Source organism: Anabaenopsis elenkinii CCIBt3563 (genome assembly GCF_015245355.1).
Classification (GTDB): domain Bacteria; phylum Cyanobacteriota; class Cyanobacteriia; order Cyanobacteriales; family Nostocaceae; genus Anabaenopsis; species Anabaenopsis elenkinii.
Map to the genome: position 1 here is coordinate 708,620 of NZ_CP063311.1, position 19,521 is coordinate 728,140.

Here is a 19,521-nt window from a genome sequence, read left to right on the forward strand (position 1 = left end):
GCTTGTTGAGCTTCTTGCTGGGCTTGTTGAGCTTCTTGCTGGGCTTGTTGAGCTAATTCACGGGCTGTAGGTAGTAGAACCCCGTCTAAAGTTGCCCAACGCACCCAGACGGCATTGGCTCCCCCAAATTCTCCCGCCCAACGCACTAGGGCTAAACCTAATTTTTGACTGATGAGCCTGTTTTGCTCATCGGGGATGATTGGTTCATATCCATGATCCCTGATGATAAAACCAGCAAATTCATTGGGATTAAAAGGATCATACCAAAAGTATTCTGGTACTCTCAGCCTGTTTTGGTATATTTCTTTTTTGTCTGTCTTATCTCTGGAAGCAGTGCTAGAAGATAGCAACTCCACTACCACATCTGGCCCTTTACCCTCTTCCCAAGTTACCCAGCATTTGCGCTCTCCCTTGGGAACATCCAACACAGCAAACATATCCGGGCCACGAAAATCATGGTTTTTCAATTGATGGGGACTAAAGTAAACAAACATATTACCCCCTACAAAGGCATCTTTATCCCCCAGCCAAGCTGCTAGGGGGTCAACCAGTAAGTCCATTTGCAGTTTATGGCGATAGGTTTCCATGGGGATGCCGTCATCATAGAGTAATTCGTCCTGGGTGGGGGGATTAACAAAATCTGGGGTTGAATCTGCTGTCGATTGATCTAAGTTTAGCAATGTCGATTCAGTCATATTTCCTCCGATTGAATCCCGATGCTTACTAATTTAACTAAGATTGATTCGGTTTGGGTTGTCTTGCATGGCCAGCAGCGGTAAACTCAAGTCATGACTAAATTCAAGCTTAGTTATGCTTACCCATTCACCAGTTTACTCTTTGTCTTACTGCTGCCAAGATACCCCAACCTAGGGCGATCGCTCTAGGGAATTTATCCTTGATAATTATATTTGGGATATTATCGCAGCTAAACTTACCATAAAAATTTACCTGGCAAGAAGGATATGGTATATTTTCCCTAGGTTGTCATCAATTATCCACAGCCATAGATTATGTTAATCATCAAAAAATCCATCATTTAAACGGAACAACAATTTGATTTTTTTCTATGAGAAATTTATTTAACAGCAGATCAAGACTACCTATCATCATAATCTTATTTATATCATTGCCTCTATTTTTTTCAAGAGGTATAGGAGTATTTGATGATTCTGTTTATCTAAAAATAGGTGAATTAATAACTCACGGAATATTGCCATATAGAGATGTATTTGATAATAAACCACCTGGAATATACTATTTAGGGGCATTGTTAGCTTGGATTGGTAATTATCATTGGTTAACTAGTCGGATTTTCCTATTTATCATCGCTCTATGTTTCAGCTTGATTGTCCATCAATATACCAAAAAACTATGGGGACATCAAGCAGGTTATTTAGTGGCAATTATTTTCCCTACTTCCTACGTTATATCCCAAGGTTATAGTTTTCATACAGAGCAATTTTGCGGATTATTTGGTTTTCTTTCAATAATATTAGTTAGCGACAAAAGAAAGAATCAAGTAATTAACTGGTTTCTAGCTGGTATATTTATAAATATAGCATTCCTATTTAAACAGGTAGGCATTATTTATTTAGTAGCATTTTTACTATGTGATATACTGTTTATCCTATTTCAGAAAGTCAGATTTGTTATTGCTGTGAAGAGACTTTTGTTCTTATGTTTAGGCTTTTGTCTTAGCACTTTGATTGTATTTGGTTTAATTTTTATTAATGGTTATTGGCAGAGTTTTTATGAGGATGTTTTTATAGGTGTTTTACCTTTTGCTGATAATCACTTAAATATATACAATGTCATTAATTTATGGTTAAAAACGCCAGTCTCTTTATTATTAGCTCTAATTTTCATACCTCTTTTTAACAAAAAGATACTAACTAGAGTTATTTATTCAAATCATCTCTATGAGTTTATTCTGTTATTTTCTATGGGCTTTTTATCTATTTTGCCTACATTAAAAATTAATTCAAATACACATTATCTAGGAACATCTGTTTTCGGACTTGCTATTGCTGAATCTATATTATTAAGTTATTTATTTGATGATGAGCCAGCTATTAACAAGAATATTAAATCTGGTCTTGATGAAATAAATATTAGTAAAAATCATAAAAATACCAAACTTTACTTAATAACAATACTCTTAATACCTTATATTCTAGCTATATTATGGGTTTCTAAAACAATAATACAGCAAAATCGGATTTACTATGATTTACAACAAATGTCGGAGATAAGAAAAATTCTCAATAAATATACACCTCCACAAACACAAATATTAGTATTATCCGATCTTGCTCCTCGTATTTATTATATGAGTGGTAGATTACCTTATACAAGATATATATATTACTATTTCAATACCAAAATTCAAATTGCTGAAGCATTAAAAATCTTAGAAACAGAAAATGTACCTACAGGTATAATAGAACTAGGAAGCCATTCTTTAATAGATGGATTATCTGAGCAAAAATTACTAGATTTACAGGAAAAGTATTTGACAATAGAAGTTTCTACACCTAATAGTCCTCATTTACATCAAACAAAAAAAATAGTTTTAATTAGTCGTAAGTTTGTTCAAGAAAATTATTGAAATAAACTGATAATTTAGTTTATGAATATGAAATCATCTGAGATATTTTTAACAGTTCCCTCTGGTACTCTAGAGATAAGAGATTTACCTGGTACTAGTAGTCTGTGTTTATCTTTGGTAATTCCCACGTATAAAGAAAGGGATAATATCCAGAAAGTTATCCAGATATTAACTCAGACACTGAATGAATCTATACCGGGGGATTATGAATTGATTGTTGTGGATGATGATAGTCCCGACTTGACTTGGAAAGTAGCACAATCTCTAACTCAGGAATATCCACAATTGCGGGTGATGCGAAGACAACAAGAACGGGGACTTTCTTCAGCGGTAATTCGTGGCTGGCAAGTTGCAAAAGGTGATATCTTAGGGGTAATTGATGGAGATTTACAACATCCCCCGGAAGTATTAACCCAGTTGCTGACTAAAATTGCACAGGGAGCAGATTTAGCAGTAGCTAGTCGTCATGTAGATGGCGGTGGGGTGAGTAGTTGGAGTGTGGTTAGGCGTTTCTTATCTCGTGGCGCCCAAGTGTTAGGTTTGATTTTACTACCAAAGGTACTAAGTAGAGTTTCTGACCCCATGAGCGGTTATTTTATGGTACGCCGCCATAGTATCCTAGGTGTAACACTCAATCCTGTGGGTTACAAAATTCTTCTAGAAGTAATTGCTAGGGGTAATATTAAGAATATTAGTGAGGTCGGTTATGTATTCCGTGAACGTAAAGAAGGTGAAAGTAAAGTTACTTGGAAGCAATATTTAGACTACATACACCACCTAATTCGGTTGCGCTTATCTACAGTTCCTGTGGGGGGTTTGAGTCAGGGTTTAGACTTCCCCATTGGTCGGTTCCTCCGCTTTGGTTTGGTGGGACTCAGTGGGGTGTTTGTGGATATGGTTATACTCTATTTACTCAGTGACCCGACTACTTTGGCTTTACCCCTCACCCGGAGTAAAATTATTGCTGGAGAAATCGCCATTTGCAATAATTTCTTGTGGAATGATGCTTGGACATTTGCTGATGTGAGTAAGAACCAGCAGCACTGGAGTCAACGCCTTAAGCGCTTTTTGAAATTTAATATTATTTGCTTGGCTGGGTTAGTATTGAATGTCTTGGTGTTGAACTTGGTGTTTAATTTCTTGATTCCTAACCGTTATATTGCTAACCTGATAGCGATCGCAGTTGCTACTATTTGGAATTTCTGGGTCAACTTAAAACTCAGTTGGCGGGTGACGGATGTGAAATAGTGTGGGTAGTTTTATGTAAAAGTAGCTACATATACGCAGTCCTTCATAAAATTTATTCCTTGCACTACTTATACTTCTAAATCACCATTTATGCTAGAACAAATTACCCCCGTTATCCTCACCTATAACGAAGCACCCAACATTGATCGCACCCTAGAAAAACTCACCTGGGCAAAAACAATTATTGTCATTGATAGTTACAGCACAGATGAAACCTTAGAAATTCTCTCTGACTACCCTCAAATAGAAGTTTTTAAACGTAAATTTGATTCCTTTGCTGGTCAATGCAATTATGGGTTAGAGAAAGTTAAGTCAGAATGGGTTTTATCTCTGGATGCTGATTATATCTTAACCGATGAACTAATTAAGGAGATTAAAAATTTAGCTTTAGATAATACCATTAACGGCTACTTTGCCAGATTTAAATATTGTGTATTTGGTAAACCTTTACGAGGTACTCTACTTCCACCCCGCCAGGTATTGTACAGAACAGAAAAAGCAAATTATCAAGATGACGGACACGCTCATCGGGTTTTAGTAGAGGGTAAATCTAGTCAACTGACAGCATACATTCACCACGACGATCGCAAACCATTAAATCGCTGGTTATGGGCGCAACAACGTTATATGGTGATTGAGTCGCAAAAACTCCTAGAAACCCCCAATCATGAACTCAGTTTAGGCGATCGCCTTCGTAAACTAAAAATTATTGCACCATTGATCATACTCTTTTATTGTCTGATTTTGAAAGGAGGTATTTTAGATGGTAAATATGGTTTATATTACGCATTGCAGCGAGTATTGGCAGAAATTTTGCTCAGTATAAATTTAATAGAAGCTAGTTTCAATGAAAGGGGTAAATAATCAATTTTGGGTAACAATTAAAGATAATATTTGCTTATTTTCTCTACACCAGAGAAACATAGTTGATAGTTATCCACACCAGAGAAACATAGTTGATAGTTATCCACACCAGAGAAATATAGTTGATAGTTATCCACACCACAGCCATTATCGATAGTTATCCACACGGGGGAGCCGGGGAATGAATTCCCCGTCTCAAAGCTAAAGTCGGTTAAAAACCGACTAGGAAGAGGAAAAGGGTTGAGAATTTTTGTGTGATTTGTCAATTTAATTATGGCTTTATGGCGTTTATATTATCATATTATTGGGGCAAATAAAAAAGGTAAAAGTTTAATTACTCTTGCTATAGAAAATGAGGTGTATATGGTTATTTTATTGCTAATGCTGATCATCTAGTTTGTATTATTCATCCTATCAGTGGAATTGAAAACCATATTCATTTTCTCCTTTCGATTCTCCCTTGATTGTCTATTGTAGAATACAATTTCATTATTAGAACAAGCACCCGATTTACCGCAACCCACCCCAAAATACCATAATCACCAAACACAAAACCAGTCGGTTTTTAACAGCACCACAATTTCATTATTAAAACAAGCACCCGATTTACCGCAACCCACCCCAGAACACCATAATCACCAAACACAAAACCAGTCGGTTTTTAACCGACTTTAGCTTTTAGACAGGGAATTTATTCCCTGGCTCCCGTGTGGATAACTACCTATCGACTATACCTAATGTGTGGATAACTACCTATCGACTATACCTAATGTGTGGATAACTACCTATCGACTATACCTAATGTGTGGATAACTATGTATCGACTATACCTAATATATAGATAACCACCAACCATACCTAATGTGTAGATAACCATCTGTGATACAATACATCAACAGCCATTGCTTAACACCATGACAGTTATAGAACGCCATCCCTTATACACATTACCCCCTGTGAGATGGGAAAAACTGCCAGCGGATTTCCCCCTACCAGATGAACCAGTGGAAAGTAATCTCCAACCCCTCCTAGCCGCAGCTTTGCGAGAATCTTTAGAACTGGCTGGATTAATCTTAGAATCCATGCTCATTGCCTCCAATTTTGGGCTGTGTGCCACCGTGGGCGACAAAACCATCGTCAAAGCCCCGGACTGGGTTTATATACCTGTAGCTCATCCCCTCCCAGAGGGGGAAGTCCGCCGCAGTTATACCCCCCACGCCGAAGGAGAACCCCCCGCCATTGTGATGGAATTTATCTCCGCCACAGAGGGGGGAGAATACTCTATTAATCCCCATTATCCCTATGGTAAATGGCATTTCTACGAACAAATTTTAAAAGTCCCTGTATATGTGATCTTTCATCCTCAAACTGGAACCTTAGATGTTTATCATTTAACAGACGGTAAATACCAGCAACAATCCCCAGATGAACAGGGAAGATTTTACCTGGTAACTTTAAACCTGTTTTTGGGTGTATGGAGAGGTAAAAAGGCAGAAATGGTAACCTTTTGGTTGCGCTGGTGGGATGAATCCGGTAATTTGCTTCTTTGGGGTTCTGAATTATTAGAACAAGAACGCCAAAGGGCTGAACAAGAACGCCAAAGGGCTGAACAAGAACGCCAAAAGGCTGAACAAGAACGTCAAAGGGCTGAACAAGCGGAAGAAAAAGCCGCTAAATTAGCCGCCCGACTGCAAGAAATGGGGATTAATCCCGAAGAAATTTAAGATGTTTGTGTGAGGGGTTTATATGAATATCCTGGGAATTAACGCCTATCATGGTGATGCTTCAGCTTGTTTAGTCCAAAATGGTCAACTAATTGCTGCGGTTGAAGAAGAACGTTTTAACAGAATTAAACATTGGGCTGGATTTCCTGCTGAATCTATCCGTTATTGTCTGGAAGTAGGGGGCATTAGTGCTGTAGACTTAGACCATATAGCAGTATCCTTTAACCCCAAAGCTAACCTCAATCGTAAACTGCTGTTCACTCTTAAACAACGCCCTGCAATATCTTCACTCCTAGACAGATTTAGCAAACAAAGTAAATCAGCTACTCTCCAAGAACAATTAGCAGATGCTTGTCACTGTCAATCAGAAGACATTCGCGCCCCTATCCATACATTAGAACACCACAGTACACACCTTGCTAGTGCTTTCCTGATTTCTCCCTTTGAAAAAGCTGCGATTTTATCTGTTGATGGTATGGGGGACTTTGTCAGCACCCTTTGCGCAGTTGGTGAAGGTAACCACCTAGAATATTTCTCTCGTGTTTATTATCCCCATTCCATTGGCTATCTCTACAATGCTATTACTTTATATCTCGGCTTTCCCGCCTATGGAGATGAATATAAAGTGATGGGATTAGCTCCCTACGGTGAACCAGAGTATCTTGATGCATTCCGCCGGATAATTTATCCTCACGGCGACAACTTTGAATTAAATCTAGACTACTTTACTCACCACCAACAAGGTATTGCTATGAAATGGGACAATGGAGCGCCTAGGGTAGAACCCTTCCATAGTCCAGAATTAGAAAAATTATTCGGACCTGTCCGTCATCCCCAATCAGAATTGACTCAAAAACATCAGAATATCGCCGCTTCTTTGCAAGCTGTCACAGAAGAAATTATCTTTCATCTCCTCAACCGTTTGAGCGATCGCACTAAAACAGATAATCTATGTTTAGCTGGCGGGGTAGCGATGAATTCAGTAGCTAATGGCAAAATTAGCCAAAATACTCCTTTTCAAAATGTCTATATACCTGTGGGTGCTGCTGACAATGGTACATCTATAGGTGCTGCATTCTTTATCTGGCATCAAATTCTCAAACAACCGCGTCAATTCCTATTAAATCATGCTTACTGGGGGTCAGAATTTGCCGATGCTGAATGTCTAGAAGCTTTAAAATGTGAAAATCTCCCCAGCCAATACCTAGACCCAGAAGCACTACGCCATCAAGTAGTTGATGCTCTTTGTCAAGGTAAAGTTGTTGGTTGGTTTCAAGGTAGGATGGAATTTGGCGCTAGAGCTTTAGGTAACAGAACCCTCTTAGCAGACCCCCGACGTGCTGATATGCGGGATATCATCAACCTCAAAATCAAATTTCGGGAAAAGTTCCGTCCCTTCGCTCCCAGTATCCTAGAAGAACGAGTTGGAGAATACTTTGAAATTGATGCTTCATCTCCATTCATGGAAAAAGTATTAAAAATTCGCCCGGAAAAAAGAGCAGAAATTCCCGCTGTGACTCATGTTGATGGTACTGGGCGCTTACAAACTGTCAACCGTCAAACCAACCCCCTCTACTGGGAATTAATTAACACCTTTGGTCAACGCACGGGAATTCCCATGGTTTTAAACACATCCCTCAATGAAAATGAACCAATTGTCAGAACACCCACAGAAGCCATTAAATGCTTCTTAAGAACTCACATGGATGTTTTGGTTTTAGGTTCCTATTATATAGAACGCAAAGATATTGCTAATTGACTGATTGATGCTCACTTTGATGCTCAGTATTAGTCAAAATCCTCCCACCTTTCACCCCTTGCACAAAAGACATCACCCATTGTAGATATTCCTCACCACCAACAGTCGCTGTATTATCATGCTCCGCACTGGGGACTAACAGCAGCTTTTTCGGTTCGGGAGCCGCGTGATAAAGCTTTTGGCTCATGAAAGATGGTACATTTGTATCAGCCATGCCATGGATAAATAACACTGGTATTTTTAACTGGGGTACTTTGTTGATGGATTCAAAGCGCTGGGTTAAAATTAAGTTCACCGGGAACATCCAAAATAAATTCCTGTAATCCACCATATCCCTGATAGAGGTAAAGGAACTCTCCACAATCAAACCCGCTGCTTGTGGCTGTTTGATTGCCAAATCAATGGCGATCGCACCTCCCAGAGAATGCCCATAAATAAATATTTTACTAGGTAAAATCTGCCTCTCATTTATCAAGTAATTCCACGCAAGATAGGCATCTTCATAAACTCGCTGTTCCGCCGGGAAATCACCTCCACTCAGACCATACCCCCGATAATCAATCAGCAGCACAGAAAAACCCAGTTGATGTAACCTACGAGCATGACCAACATTAGCGCCAACATTGATGGCGTTACCATGGAGATACAGCAACACATTAGGGTTTGGTTCTGGGGATGGAATCCACCAACCATGAATCAGTTCTGTCTTACCATTCCTACCTTTAACAGGTAACCAAACATCCTCATAGGGGAGGTTAAAAATCTCCGGTGTTCTTTCAATGACACCAGAAGGAAAGAAAATTAACCGAGTCTGTCTGACAAACAGAAATAGACAGATGGCAAAGTAGGCAATGATAACAATTATTTCTACCTTCAGTAGTAGCTTGAAACTCAATTGCATTGAAAATTGCCGTTTGTTAAGATATATATATTTTAATTTATATTTTAACAAATATCCTTGGGAGCTACCCCACCCTGAATATAGTCCATAGGGTGGGGTTTTGCGCCTAGAGTTGAGGCTGATTTCCTAGCCAATTAGTCGATCGCTCATAAGCATAAGCCACCTGAAATAGTTGCTCTTCTCCCAGTACCCGGCCAATCAGCTGCAACCCAATGGGTAATCCCTGGTCATCAAAACCACAAGGTACACTTAAACCCGGTAAACCTGCAAGATTGACAGGAATAGTCATCAAATCATTTAAATACATACTTAGGGGGTCGCTAATTTTCTCCCCTGCTTTAAATGCTGTGGTGGGAGCAGTAGGACAAACTAACACATCTACCTGCTTAAAAGCATTTTCAAAATCTTGTTTAATCAAAGTTCTGACTTTTTGCGCCTTCAGATAGTATGCATCATAGTAGCCAGCAGACAAAGCATAAGTACCAATCATAATCCGCCGTTTCACTTCCGCACCAAAACCCAGGGAACGGGTGTGAGTATACATAGATAGTAGATTATCTGCATCTTCAGCCCGGAAGCCATACTTTACACCATCGTAGCGAGCCAGATTAGCCGATGCTTCCGAGGGAGCAATAATATAGTAGCTAGGTACGCCATAGCGGAAGTTGGGACAGGAAATAATCGAAATCTCCGCCCCCAAACTCTTTAATTGCTCTATGGCTTGACTGACCGCCTTTTCTACCACAGCATCTAAACCATCAGCCATGGTTTCTTTAATCACCCCAATTCGCAGCTTTCGGGCTTGGAAATCTGGTGTTAAATTGGCGGTGTAGTTGGGAATTTCCACTTTCAGACTAGTAGAGTCTTTGGGATCGTAACCTGCGATCGCATTCAATACAATAGCAGTATCTTCTACCGTCCGTCCCAAGGGACCCACCTGATCCAAAGATGAGGCGTAAGCTATCACACCATAGCGAGACACCAGCCCATAAGTTGGTTTTATCCCCACCACACCACAAAAAGATGCTGGTTGGCGGATAGAACCACCCGTATCAGTACCCAGAGCCGCAACACATTCATCAGCTGCTACCGCCGCCGCCGAACCCCCAGAAGAACCACCAGGAACCCTTGATAAATCCCAAGGATTATTAGTAAGTTGGTAGGCAGAGTTCTCAGTAGAACTACCCATACCAAACTCATCTAAATTGGTTTTACCAATCAGTACCGCACCCGCATCAATCAGTTTTTGTGTCACTGTTGATTCATAAGGCGGGACAAAATTTTCTAAAATTCGAGAAGCGCAAGTAGTGGGAACCCCCTGGGTACACAAATTATCCTTAATCCCTATGGGAATCCCAGCTAGGAGTCCAATTTCTTCCCCAGCGGCGATTTTCGCATCCACAGCACGAGCCTGCTCTAACGCCTTTTCTGTGGTGACGTGTAAGAAACTGTGTAATTTCGGTTCTAATGCTTGAATACGCTCTAAGGCTTTTTGGGTAATTTCAACAGCAGAAAATTCTTTTTTAATTAACTGTTCGTGCAACTCGCGGATGGATGCCATGATTGCTCTCTTTGTGACTCAAGTCATTGATTTTAGTACATTTTCCAGGTTAATGGGTATTGGATAGGAATAAGTAGAACAACTCTCAAATCTAGGTTCAGTCAATACCGGGAACATTTAGCTAATTTTCCGGAATTGTCTAGGCAGGGGTGGTAAAGAGAATTATCATAGCTATTTATACAGAAATTCTCTGAGCTTTCCTTGAATATATCTTTAACTGCCTTAATGAACACCCCCGGTTATTTTAACCGGTTTTTTTTTGCGATCGCCTTCTCCAGGCAGAAACATCATGGCAAAATTTATATTAAATTTATATTAAATTTATATTTACAGCGGATTTCATCTAGGTGAGGTACACTCTTAGCGGGCAGGATGCCCACCCCACAATAGTTTTATAATTAATATCTGTATTTTATCTAGGTAGAAATTGCTGTAATATTTAATAATATTTAATTTATGACTGCTCCCACACCCTCATCACAGGATTTAGTATTAGTTGCTGGTGCTACTGGTGGCGTTGGTCAACTTGTCACCGCGTACTTGCTGGAAAAGGGGATGAAGGTTCGTCTGCTCACCCGCAACGCTTCCCCAGCTACAACAATGTTTAATCAACAACTTTTTAACCAACAAGTAGAATTTGCTGTGGGTGATATCCGTGATATCACTACCCTCACCCCAGCCATGGAAGATATTAACTACATTATCTGTTGTACTGGTACAACTGCTTTCCCCTCCCAGAGATGGGAATTTGACCCCCAACCTAACTTACTAGAATGGGGAAGGATATTGATTTCTACTGAATATAGAAATACCAGAGCCAAAAATCACCCAGTTAAAGTAGATGCTCAAGGAGTGAGCAACTTAGTATCAACAGCACCACCCCATCTCAAACGCTTCGTCTTCGTCTCTTCTGTGGGAGTTGACCGTAAAGACCAACCACCTTTTAATATTCTCAATGCCTTTGGCGTACTTGATGCCAAGCAACAAGCAGAGCAAGCCATCATCACATCTGGATTACCTTATACTATTATCCGTCCCGGACGCCTGATTGATGGACCCTATACATCCTATGACCTCAACACCTTACTCAAAGCTAAGACCGGAGGTAAACAAGGGGTAGTAGTTGAGACTGGTGACAACTTAACAGGAGATGCTAGCCGCATTGACGTAGCCGCGGCTTGTGTAGAATCTATTTTTTATTCAGCTACAGCCAACCAAGCCTTTAGTTTAGTTAACAAAGGCACACGACCACCAGTAATTAACTGGGAAACAATTTTCGCCCAACTTAGTCAATAGCAAAGATGTACAACATTATATTTCATATTATCTCAGCACGTAAATATATTAGTAACAGGCATTACATTTATTAATACAAGTAATTGGAAATACTCATGGCCATGAGCATTTAGATTTGCTAAGGTAGTCTTAACATATTGAAAAATTGAGCTAGTAAAGCCAAAAAAATAACTACTCACAGTTTCAAATGCTGGCGGTGTTGTTTATCTATCAAGAATCAAGTATTATCATTGATAAAAGCTTATGGTTGTAAATTTTGCTAGGACATCTACTAGTGCAGATATTCTCACGCAAGTCTTCCAAAACGTCCATGCTCAAAGCTGTCCTGAGTTATTCAACTTTCATATGCATACCCTCCACTCAGACGGAAGATTGCAACCAACTACATTAATAGAACAGGCGATCGCTATTGGACTAGAAGGATTGGCAATTACAGATCACCATAGTATAGATGGGTATTATGTAGCACAATCCTATTTAGAAAAAATCCGGGAATATAGCCGTGAAAATACTCCCTATCTCTGGAGTGGGGTAGAAATTAATGCCAACCTTTTAGATGTAGAAGTTCATATTTTAGCTTACGCCTTTGAACCAGAACACCCCCGCATGAGGCCTTATGTACAGAAAAAACCAGCGACAGGTCTAGAATATCAAGCAGACCAGATCATTGAATCCATCCATGCAGCCGGAGGATTGGCAGTTTTAGCCCATCCAGCTCGTTACAAGCGATCGCATAGGGAATTAATTCCAGCTGCAGCTACACAGGGAATTGACGGTGTGGAAACTTTCTACGCTTACAACAACCCCAAACCTTGGAAACCTAGCCCAGTGGAAACACAACAAATACAACACCTAGCGGCTGAATATCAGCTCTTGAATACCTGTGGTACTGATACCCACGGATTAAATCTACTACAACGGTTGTAAACATCTCCCTGAAGCAGAAATCTCTTGGCAATTTGACGATCATATTGCTGGAGATCCCACGGGGAACAAAAATCAATACTCCCCATCCGCACCACTTGACTCCTTCCCCATGCTGTTAAACTGAGGGGAGCAAAACACTTTTGATAGTCTAAAACGATGCAAGCATCTGCTAATTTTGACTTTGAGGACGATAAATTTAACGCCCCGCCCTCTCAAATCATCCCCTGGTGTCAGATGATTAATCCCCGTCCTGGTATGGATGGTATGCAGCCCCATGGATTGGCGATTAAATTGGATAATGCTACAGCTGTAGGCTTTCAACCCGATGAAAATTGGCAACAAGTAGAGCATGAATTTACCTCTGGGGTAGAAACAATTTTTATCAGCAATACTCCCAGATTAGTTATAGTCCGCCGGGGTCCTTTATCTGTTAAAGACCGGGAAACCGGTCACAAACTGGGGACTCTTAAAGAAAATTACGACGCCTTCTTAGCAGACAAACTCAAATTTAAAACCTTTACTCGTCACCTCATTTACTTGGTAGGAGAAAATAAAAAGTTCCTCCACGAATATCCCTTACAATTAACTCTCAGCGGTGTAGCTGGAGCAAGTTTCAGTAAAAGTTACTGCGAATTTCAGCAAGGAAGAATCATCGGTGGATTTATCGCTGAACTGGAAAGAGCTTATGCTGTATATCGCCAGCAATCCGTATCACCAAAAGGGCCATTATTTCACGCCCATGGGATTTTCTGCCCTATGATTGAGTGTGAAGAAAGAGGGATTGAACCCAATACTGTCCTGGTGGCTTCCACAGTAGACTACAAGCATCCCACATTGAAAACATTAACACAATACCTGATTGCCTCAGATTCTCCTGAGTCAGCAATCATCTGCAAAACCTTTGAAGAACACAAAGAGTTTGGCAAGGAATCTATTAAAGTAGAAGCAAGCAAAATCGCCGCAGTTGGCGTTTCTAGTTCTTATATTTATCCCGATGAAGATGATTATCCACCCTATTGAAAATTGAAAACTATACCACCTCAGTCCTGGGGACTGGAGATCAAGATGTGATCATCAATCGCCACTCCCCGGTTTTTCTTGACTACCTTTTGAGTAGTAGGTAATATAGTGAACCATTACCACCTGTAACACCAGCGCGATCGCCCGCCACTGGACCTGATCCCATGAAATAATCCACCCTTCCTGGTCCTCTAATGGCGCTCCCTGTATCCTGGTCTAGGACAAAGCGATTGACAGTGCGATATTCTATCTGGCCATTGGTACCCACATATGGAAGTGAAGTATGAATCAGTGCTAATGCTCCTGGAGGCATGAGAGACTTATCTGTAGCAATAGAACGCTCCGCTGTAACTGGGACATTAATACTACCAGTAGCGGGTCTACCGGGGTTTTCTTGGAAAAAGACAAATCTTTCCCACCGGGGTAGATAATTATTCATTTCCTGGGGGTAATTGCGGAAAAAGTTAATTATACCCGGCATATTCAATTGATTTGCTGCCAACTTGCCATCTTTAGACAATTGACCACCGATACTTGTCCAGGGGTAATCTGTTCCCCCCGCAAAGCCTACAGATGTTCTGCTACCATCAGTTAACTGAATTTGGGCAGAACCTTGGATATGTACCATGTATGCTTTCCAGCGATCGCGGAACCAGAGGATTTCTAAACCCCGTAACCGGCTTCTTTCCCCTAGCAAACCATCCTCACCCTCCAAATCAACTCGTTTCGGGTGAGGTTGAGGCCATTGATCAAAATCTGGTGGTCTGCGATACAAGGGATACCTATATTCTCCAGTCCTTACCCGGCTAGCATAATAAACAGGTTCATAATAAGCGGTAAATTTAACAGTACCCTGGCCATCATTGCCCACAGAACGGTAAAAATCAAACTCTCTACGGACGGCAACTTGTAGTTCAGCAGTGGATTTAGAACTGACCAATAGCTGGCGGAAACGAATCAAACTCCGACGCACCCGATCATGGGTAATTTCCCGAACCGGATAGTTTTCATAGGCCGCTATAGCACTCCTTTTCTCCAGATAACTCAAACTATGATCAATAGCAGCCAACAAAGCCGGGCGATCTCCTAAGGGTAAACTAGGATTACCCCCTGGAAAAAGTTGCTCATCCCAACCCAACCAACCAACCCTTGGGGTGGCGTGACTTTCCACCCGAAAGAGTCTGAGTGGCGGTTGTACCCGAGACGGTGTGGAAACCTGAGCCACAGCCGACCACATACTACTTATACAGACAATTCCCCAACCCAAGGATACCAAAGCAAGACTTTTTTTGATCATCGCAAAATCTCCCAGACCTCGGCAAGAGGGGATTGTAAATAGAAAATCCTTTCATTGGCCACCTTGAGGACACGGCAGCCAAAACGGCTTTTCGGCATCATTCTCTCTTAATTACCTTTACCTTCACTCTAGACGGGCTTAATTTTTAGCAGTTCCCCGAAAATTACAGCCAAAAAATAGCACAATTAGCATTTTCATGCCAAAGGTGGGACACCCAGCGATGATTTTCAACTAATGCTGTTGAGGCCCTTTAGCATCACATTCTTTATTCAAGCAACGCTCTAAAAGTCCGATCCGCCACTTATAGGCAAAACGACGAGGATTCAATTCTAATTGATAATTCCGACTAAATAAAGGTTGATTCAAATACTGCCAAAACGGAAATTTAAGCTTGTTGTGTGGTGCAGACATAGGAGCAAATAATATAAAAGCGTTGCAGTAGAGTGGTGAGCAGATTGTTTGAAAACTGCTAGATAATGATTTCCTAGCTTAAGATGACATGATACATATTCACTTGTCTTGGTGGCAATTGCGGAATCTCACCTCAATATTTATGTCAGATTTGTTAGACCCAACCATGACTGCAAAAGTTCCTAGTGTAAGACAATCTTGTATTTATAAATACTATATAATCTAGAAACTAGAAAACTTTTGGCTCAAGATCACAGCAATTAGGAAATATGTCACTATAGAAGAAAACTCCCGCCAAACTAGAGAGAATGACAGGAGTCTGAACATAGAGATTTACAGCATTTGATGTCCTGTTCAAGTGCTGGATCTAGCAAACCTTCTAATAGTGAGTGCCAGTTTTACGATGGTTGATCGCAGTCACACCATCAGGTTTGATTAACTTACCATTGTCAACAGTTGCGTAAATTACCCAATGATCCCCACATTCCATGCGTTCCTTCACTGAGCATTCTAGATAAGCTAGAGCATCAGTGAGAATTTTACAGCCATTATCTGCAACTGTGGTGCTCAAGTTGGCAAATCTGTCTTCCCCGGGAGTAAAATTTTTGCCAAAATGCTTCGTATACTCTACATGATGACCCTCCTCGAGAATATTCAAGGTAAATTTACCACCGGGATACATCAAAGATTCTATAGCTCGGTCTTTGGCGATCGCCACAGTCAAACCGGGGGGATTGAAAGTAGCTTGTGAAATCCAAGAGCCTAACATCCCAGTAGAGACATCACCTTGTTGAGCACAAAGGACACAAACTGAACCAACAATTCTACCTACAGCTTGCTCCAGAGGGGTAGCAGCTTGTTGGGGTAACCGGATTTTTTGAGATTTTTTCAAGGTTTGAGCAAAGTCTGTACCAACTTCTTCACAGAACTTGAGGGTAACATCATCAGGTTTAAACTTAACTTTGAAAGTATCAAAGCCAAAGCGATAACCAGCATCACGAAGTTTACCTTCAATCAAATCAAAGGCCTCACCACTCCAACCGTAGGAGCCAAACACCCCTGCGAGTTTATTACTATCACCCACCTTCAGGACAATTCCTAAAGCAGTGTGAATAGGTGTGGGAGCATGACCACCAATAGTGGGGGAACCAATCACAAAACCATCACACTGTTGTATAGCAGAGCGGATTTCATCAGGACTAGCAAATTCACAGTTGATTGATTGCACTGCAGCGCCCCCTTTAGTCAATCCCAAAGCCATAGCCTGAGCTAAAATTGCTGTATTTCCGTAAGCTGAGGCATAAAGTAGAGCCACAGATATATCACGGTGTTTTTGAGCATTGCTCCATTGTGCGTAAGCGTTGGTTAGTTCAATTAATCCGGTACGTACCAATGGACCGTGACCGGGAGCATACATTCTCACCTGCAAATCAGATATTTTCTCCAAAGCTGCTTCTACATGTTGAGCTTGAGGAGCCATCAAACAGTTGTAGTAGTAGCGCTGGTCTTCTTGCAATGCTTCCGGTTGGTCATCAAAAACCTCATCCCCACAGATATGAGAGCCAAAGAGTTTATCTGTATAGAGAATTTGGGTTTGCTGGTCGTAGGTACAAAGTCCTTCTGGCCAGCGCGGACTGGGAAGAGGTAGGAACCTGAAAATGTGACCCTTCCCTAAGTCAAGGGTTTCCTTCCCCCGCATGACCAGAATTTGTAGTGGGTGATCTGGAAAAGCATGGCGCAAATTAGCCGCACCCAGGAGAGAACAAACAAATGTTACCTGGGGTGCTAATTCCAGAAGTGCCTTGAGAGTTGGCAGACGATTGGGACTAAAATGACCCAAGATAATATAATCCAACTCTTTCAAGTTCAGGGTCTGCTGCAACGCCTCTAAATACAATTGTGTAAAGGTTTCAGCCGGTGGGTCAATAATTGCGGTTTTATCACCTTCAATTAAATAACAATTGGAGGTAGTACCTCTTTCTCGTGCATATTCAATTTCAAACCGCAGGCGTGACCAACTACGCGCTTTAATCAATGTGCTGTTTGTAGCGACGGGGATAACTTGTACGTCACGGGGTTTGGAATTGCTCATAGATTTTTGCCAAAAATAAAAATGTAGTGGAAAGGGGGGGGGAAATACTTAATACTTAATACCTATTCCCCATTCCCTAATTAGTAGTAGTTACCTACTTTGCGATGGCGAACTGCTGTCAGTGCATCAGTTTTAGAAACACGACCTTCTTGGACTGTGCAGTATAAAAGCCAGTGGTCGCTGCACTCCATGCTCTTTTCGACTTGACATTCCATGTATGCTAGAGCATCGGTGAGGATGGGAGAGCCGTTTTTTGCAGTTTGGGTTTTCACCCCAGCAAATCTGTCAGCACCAGGAAGTAAGCGCTTGAGAAATTGCTTTTTGAGTTGTTGATAATTACCTTCTTCTAGGACGTTGAGGACGAAATGATCCCCTACTCGCATTAAGGAGTCAATGGCCCGGTCTTTAGCTACTGCTATGGTGAATCCTAAAGGTTGTAGACTGGCTTGGGCTACCCAGGAGGCTAACATGGCACTTTTGACATCACCTTTTTGGGTGGTGACAATATACAGTCCGCTGCTAATCCGCCCCAGGGCTTTTTCCATGTTCACATCCAGGGCTTTGATTTGCTTGATGTTGCGTTCTTGCATCAGCAATTGTCCCAGGTCTATACCCGCTTCTTGGCACAAGTGGAATGTGATATCTGTGGGCGCTTGTTTAATGCGAATGGCGCTGAAGGGTTCTTTGATACCCAAGTCGATAAATTTCCGCCGCAGGGTATCAATGGGTTCGTCATCACCACCGTAACATTCAAATAAACCTACTAGTTGTTTATTTTTGACTACGGATAATAGTGAACTTATACCAGCTTGGGCTGCTACATTACTGGATGGGGGCATACCTACAATCAGTCCGCAGGCTCTACCCGCTAGCTCCTGAATTTCTTGGGGTTCGGCTGTCCCTAGGTCAATTACTTCTACCCCCACCCCGGTTTTTTGGATACCTTCAGCTATGGCTAAACCTAATTCATCGCTATACCCATACTGGGAAACATAAAACAAGCCAACTATGGTCTCTGTCTTGGCTTGTCTTTGGCTCCAAGTTTGGTAGCACTCAGTTAATATATCTAAGTGATGGTACAGTATTGGCCCGTGACCATTGGCGATCATGTTAATTTTTCCCAGTTCCCTCATTCTCTTCATGGCGTTGAGTAGAGAACGGGCATTGGGACCCATGAGGCAATCATAGTAAAATCTAAAGTCTGATTCAATCGCCTCTAGGTCCTCATCAAAGGTGCGCTCATCACAAAAGTGCATCCCAAATGCATCACAGGTGAATAGGGTCTCGGTTTTGCGATCATAGGTGAAAATTGTATCTGGCCAGTGCAGATTGGGCGCACTCACGAATTCTATTTCGTGTCCTTTGCCTATATTAATCCGATCGCCACTTTTAACTATCCGCTTGGAAAATGGCTCGTGTACTAAACCTTCTAAAAACTGTAGGGCAATTTTTGAGGCTAATACTGTGGCTCTGGGTGCTAACTGTAATACATCTTCTACTAAGCCGCTATGATCCGGTTCTGTGTGGCTAACTATTATGTAATCGATTGTCTTGGGATTAACAAGACTTTTGAGTGTGTCTAAATATAGTTGACGAAACTTCTGATGAGAAGTGTCAATCAAAATTGTCTGCTCACCCCTAATTAGATATGAGTTGTATGTGGTACCGTTTTGCAGTCCGAATTCGATATCGAAGCGATCGCGGTCCCAATCAAGAGAGCGAATCGCCGTCGTATTCGGGGCAATTTCTACAGTCTGTATACTTAGTCTATGCTGTACGTTCTCTGCGATCGCTACCATTATTCGTCTCCGAG

14 protein-coding genes and 1 pseudogene are annotated in these 19,521 nt (G+C 41.2%); 9 read left to right on the top strand and 6 right to left on the bottom strand.

The genetic code is table 11. The annotated features are described in order from the left end of the window. On the bottom strand, positions 1–695 hold a 695-nt coding region (locus IM676_RS03250), incomplete at its 3' end, for a Uma2 family endonuclease (protein ID WP_200988900.1). 245 nt (positions 696–940) lie between these two features. On the opposite strand from IM676_RS03250, the pseudogene IM676_RS03255 reads away from it, so the two are divergent. The 6 genes and pseudogenes from IM676_RS03255 to IM676_RS03290 form a co-directional block, all read left to right on the top strand. Further along, positions 941–1,057, top strand: a pseudogene (locus IM676_RS03255) (IS200/IS605 family transposase); the annotation flags it as partial. 9 nt (positions 1,058–1,066) lie between these two features. Continuing rightward, the gene (locus tag IM676_RS03260) at positions 1,067–2,608 is read left to right on the top strand and encodes an ArnT family glycosyltransferase (protein WP_200988901.1); all 1,542 of its coding nucleotides are present in this window, start codon (positions 1,067–1,069) and stop codon (positions 2,606–2,608) included. A gap of 21 nt (positions 2,609–2,629) precedes the next feature. After that, positions 2,630–3,856, top strand: coding sequence for a glycosyltransferase (locus IM676_RS03265; protein ID WP_200988902.1), 1,227 nt, complete (start codon positions 2,630–2,632; stop codon positions 3,854–3,856). A 90-nt stretch (positions 3,857–3,946) separates the two neighbouring features. Beyond that, positions 3,947–4,720 (top strand): glycosyltransferase family 2 protein, encoded by a 774-nt coding sequence (locus tag IM676_RS03270; protein WP_200988903.1) that lies wholly within the window; start codon positions 3,947–3,949, stop codon positions 4,718–4,720. A gap of 914 nt (positions 4,721–5,634) precedes the next feature. Beyond that, positions 5,635–6,444: a Uma2 family endonuclease gene (locus tag IM676_RS03285; RefSeq protein WP_200988905.1), complete on the top strand. Its 810-nt coding sequence runs from the start codon at positions 5,635–5,637 to the stop codon at positions 6,442–6,444. A 22-nt stretch (positions 6,445–6,466) separates the two neighbouring features. Next, positions 6,467–8,203: a carbamoyltransferase family protein gene (locus IM676_RS03290; RefSeq protein WP_200988906.1), complete on the top strand. Its 1,737-nt coding sequence runs from the start codon at positions 6,467–6,469 to the stop codon at positions 8,201–8,203. On the opposite strand, the gene IM676_RS03295 is transcribed toward IM676_RS03290, so the two are convergent. Both IM676_RS03295 and gatA read right to left on the bottom strand, forming a co-directional pair. Beyond that, the gene (locus IM676_RS03295; RefSeq protein WP_200988907.1) at positions 8,196–9,104 is read right to left on the bottom strand and encodes an alpha/beta hydrolase; all 909 of its coding nucleotides are present in this window, start codon (positions 9,102–9,104) and stop codon (positions 8,196–8,198) included. The genes IM676_RS03290 and IM676_RS03295 overlap by 8 nt on opposite strands. A gap of 106 nt (positions 9,105–9,210) precedes the next feature. After that, positions 9,211–10,665, bottom strand: coding sequence for an Asp-tRNA(Asn)/Glu-tRNA(Gln) amidotransferase subunit GatA (gene gatA / locus IM676_RS03300; RefSeq protein ID WP_200988908.1), 1,455 nt, complete (start codon positions 10,663–10,665; stop codon positions 9,211–9,213). 456 nt (positions 10,666–11,121) lie between these two features. On the opposite strand from gatA, the gene IM676_RS03305 reads away from it, so the two are divergent. The 3 genes from IM676_RS03305 (at position 11,122) to IM676_RS03315 (ending at position 13,908) form a co-directional block, all read left to right on the top strand. Then, entirely contained in the window at positions 11,122–11,961 is an 840-nt protein-coding gene (locus IM676_RS03305; protein ID WP_200988909.1) for an SDR family oxidoreductase, read from the top strand. A gap of 243 nt (positions 11,962–12,204) precedes the next feature. Further along, entirely contained in the window at positions 12,205–12,888 is a 684-nt protein-coding gene (locus IM676_RS03310; protein ID WP_200988910.1) for a PHP domain-containing protein, read from the top strand. Between the two features lie 156 nt (positions 12,889–13,044). Next, complete coding sequence (locus IM676_RS03315) at positions 13,045–13,908, top strand: DUF5895 domain-containing protein (RefSeq protein WP_200988911.1); 864 nt, start codon at positions 13,045–13,047, stop codon at positions 13,906–13,908. Between the two features lie 82 nt (positions 13,909–13,990). Here the strand turns inward: IM676_RS03315 and mltA are convergent, their stop codons facing one another. The 3 genes from mltA to IM676_RS03335 all read right to left on the bottom strand — a co-directional run bounded on the left by mltA (position 13,991) and on the right by IM676_RS03335 (position 19,507). After that, positions 13,991–15,205: a murein transglycosylase A gene (gene mltA / locus IM676_RS03320; protein WP_200988912.1), complete on the bottom strand. Its 1,215-nt coding sequence runs from the start codon at positions 15,203–15,205 to the stop codon at positions 13,991–13,993. A gap of 790 nt (positions 15,206–15,995) precedes the next feature. Beyond that, positions 15,996–17,708 carry a diflavin flavoprotein gene (locus IM676_RS03330; protein ID WP_200988914.1) on the bottom strand — a complete coding sequence of 571 codons (1,713 nt, stop codon included), beginning with the start codon at positions 17,706–17,708 and terminating at the stop codon, positions 15,996–15,998. Between the two features lie 80 nt (positions 17,709–17,788). Continuing rightward, entirely contained in the window at positions 17,789–19,507 is a 1,719-nt protein-coding gene (locus IM676_RS03335) for a diflavin flavoprotein (protein ID WP_200988915.1), read from the bottom strand. Positions 19,508–19,521 lie beyond the last annotated feature (14 nt).

What these genes read in the sequence shown, in the direction of transcription:
- IM676_RS03260 (WP_200988901.1), top strand. Translation starts at nt 1,067, where the DNA reads ATGAGAAATTTATTTAACAGCAGATCAAGACTACCTATCATCATAATC.
- IM676_RS03265 (WP_200988902.1), top strand. Translation starts at nt 2,630, where the DNA reads ATGAATATGAAATCATCTGAGATATTTTTAACAGTTCCCTCTGGTACT.
- IM676_RS03270 (WP_200988903.1), top strand. Translation starts at nt 3,947, where the DNA reads ATGCTAGAACAAATTACCCCCGTTATCCTCACCTATAACGAAGCACCC.
- IM676_RS03285 (WP_200988905.1), top strand. Translation starts at nt 5,635, where the DNA reads ATGACAGTTATAGAACGCCATCCCTTATACACATTACCCCCTGTGAGA.
- IM676_RS03290 (WP_200988906.1), top strand. Translation starts at nt 6,467, where the DNA reads ATGAATATCCTGGGAATTAACGCCTATCATGGTGATGCTTCAGCTTGT.
- IM676_RS03295 (WP_200988907.1), bottom strand. Translation starts at nt 9,104, where the DNA reads ATGCAATTGAGTTTCAAGCTACTACTGAAGGTAGAAATAATTGTTATC.
- gatA (WP_200988908.1), bottom strand. Translation starts at nt 10,665, where the DNA reads ATGGCATCCATCCGCGAGTTGCACGAACAGTTAATTAAAAAAGAATTT.
- IM676_RS03305 (WP_200988909.1), top strand. Translation starts at nt 11,122, where the DNA reads ATGACTGCTCCCACACCCTCATCACAGGATTTAGTATTAGTTGCTGGT.
- IM676_RS03310 (WP_200988910.1), top strand. Translation starts at nt 12,205, where the DNA reads ATGGTTGTAAATTTTGCTAGGACATCTACTAGTGCAGATATTCTCACG.
- IM676_RS03315 (WP_200988911.1), top strand. Translation starts at nt 13,045, where the DNA reads ATGCAAGCATCTGCTAATTTTGACTTTGAGGACGATAAATTTAACGCC.
- mltA (WP_200988912.1), bottom strand. Translation starts at nt 15,205, where the DNA reads ATGATCAAAAAAAGTCTTGCTTTGGTATCCTTGGGTTGGGGAATTGTC.
- IM676_RS03330 (WP_200988914.1), bottom strand. Translation starts at nt 17,708, where the DNA reads ATGAGCAATTCCAAACCCCGTGACGTACAAGTTATCCCCGTCGCTACA.
- IM676_RS03335 (WP_200988915.1), bottom strand. Translation starts at nt 19,507, where the DNA reads ATGGTAGCGATCGCAGAGAACGTACAGCATAGACTAAGTATACAGACT.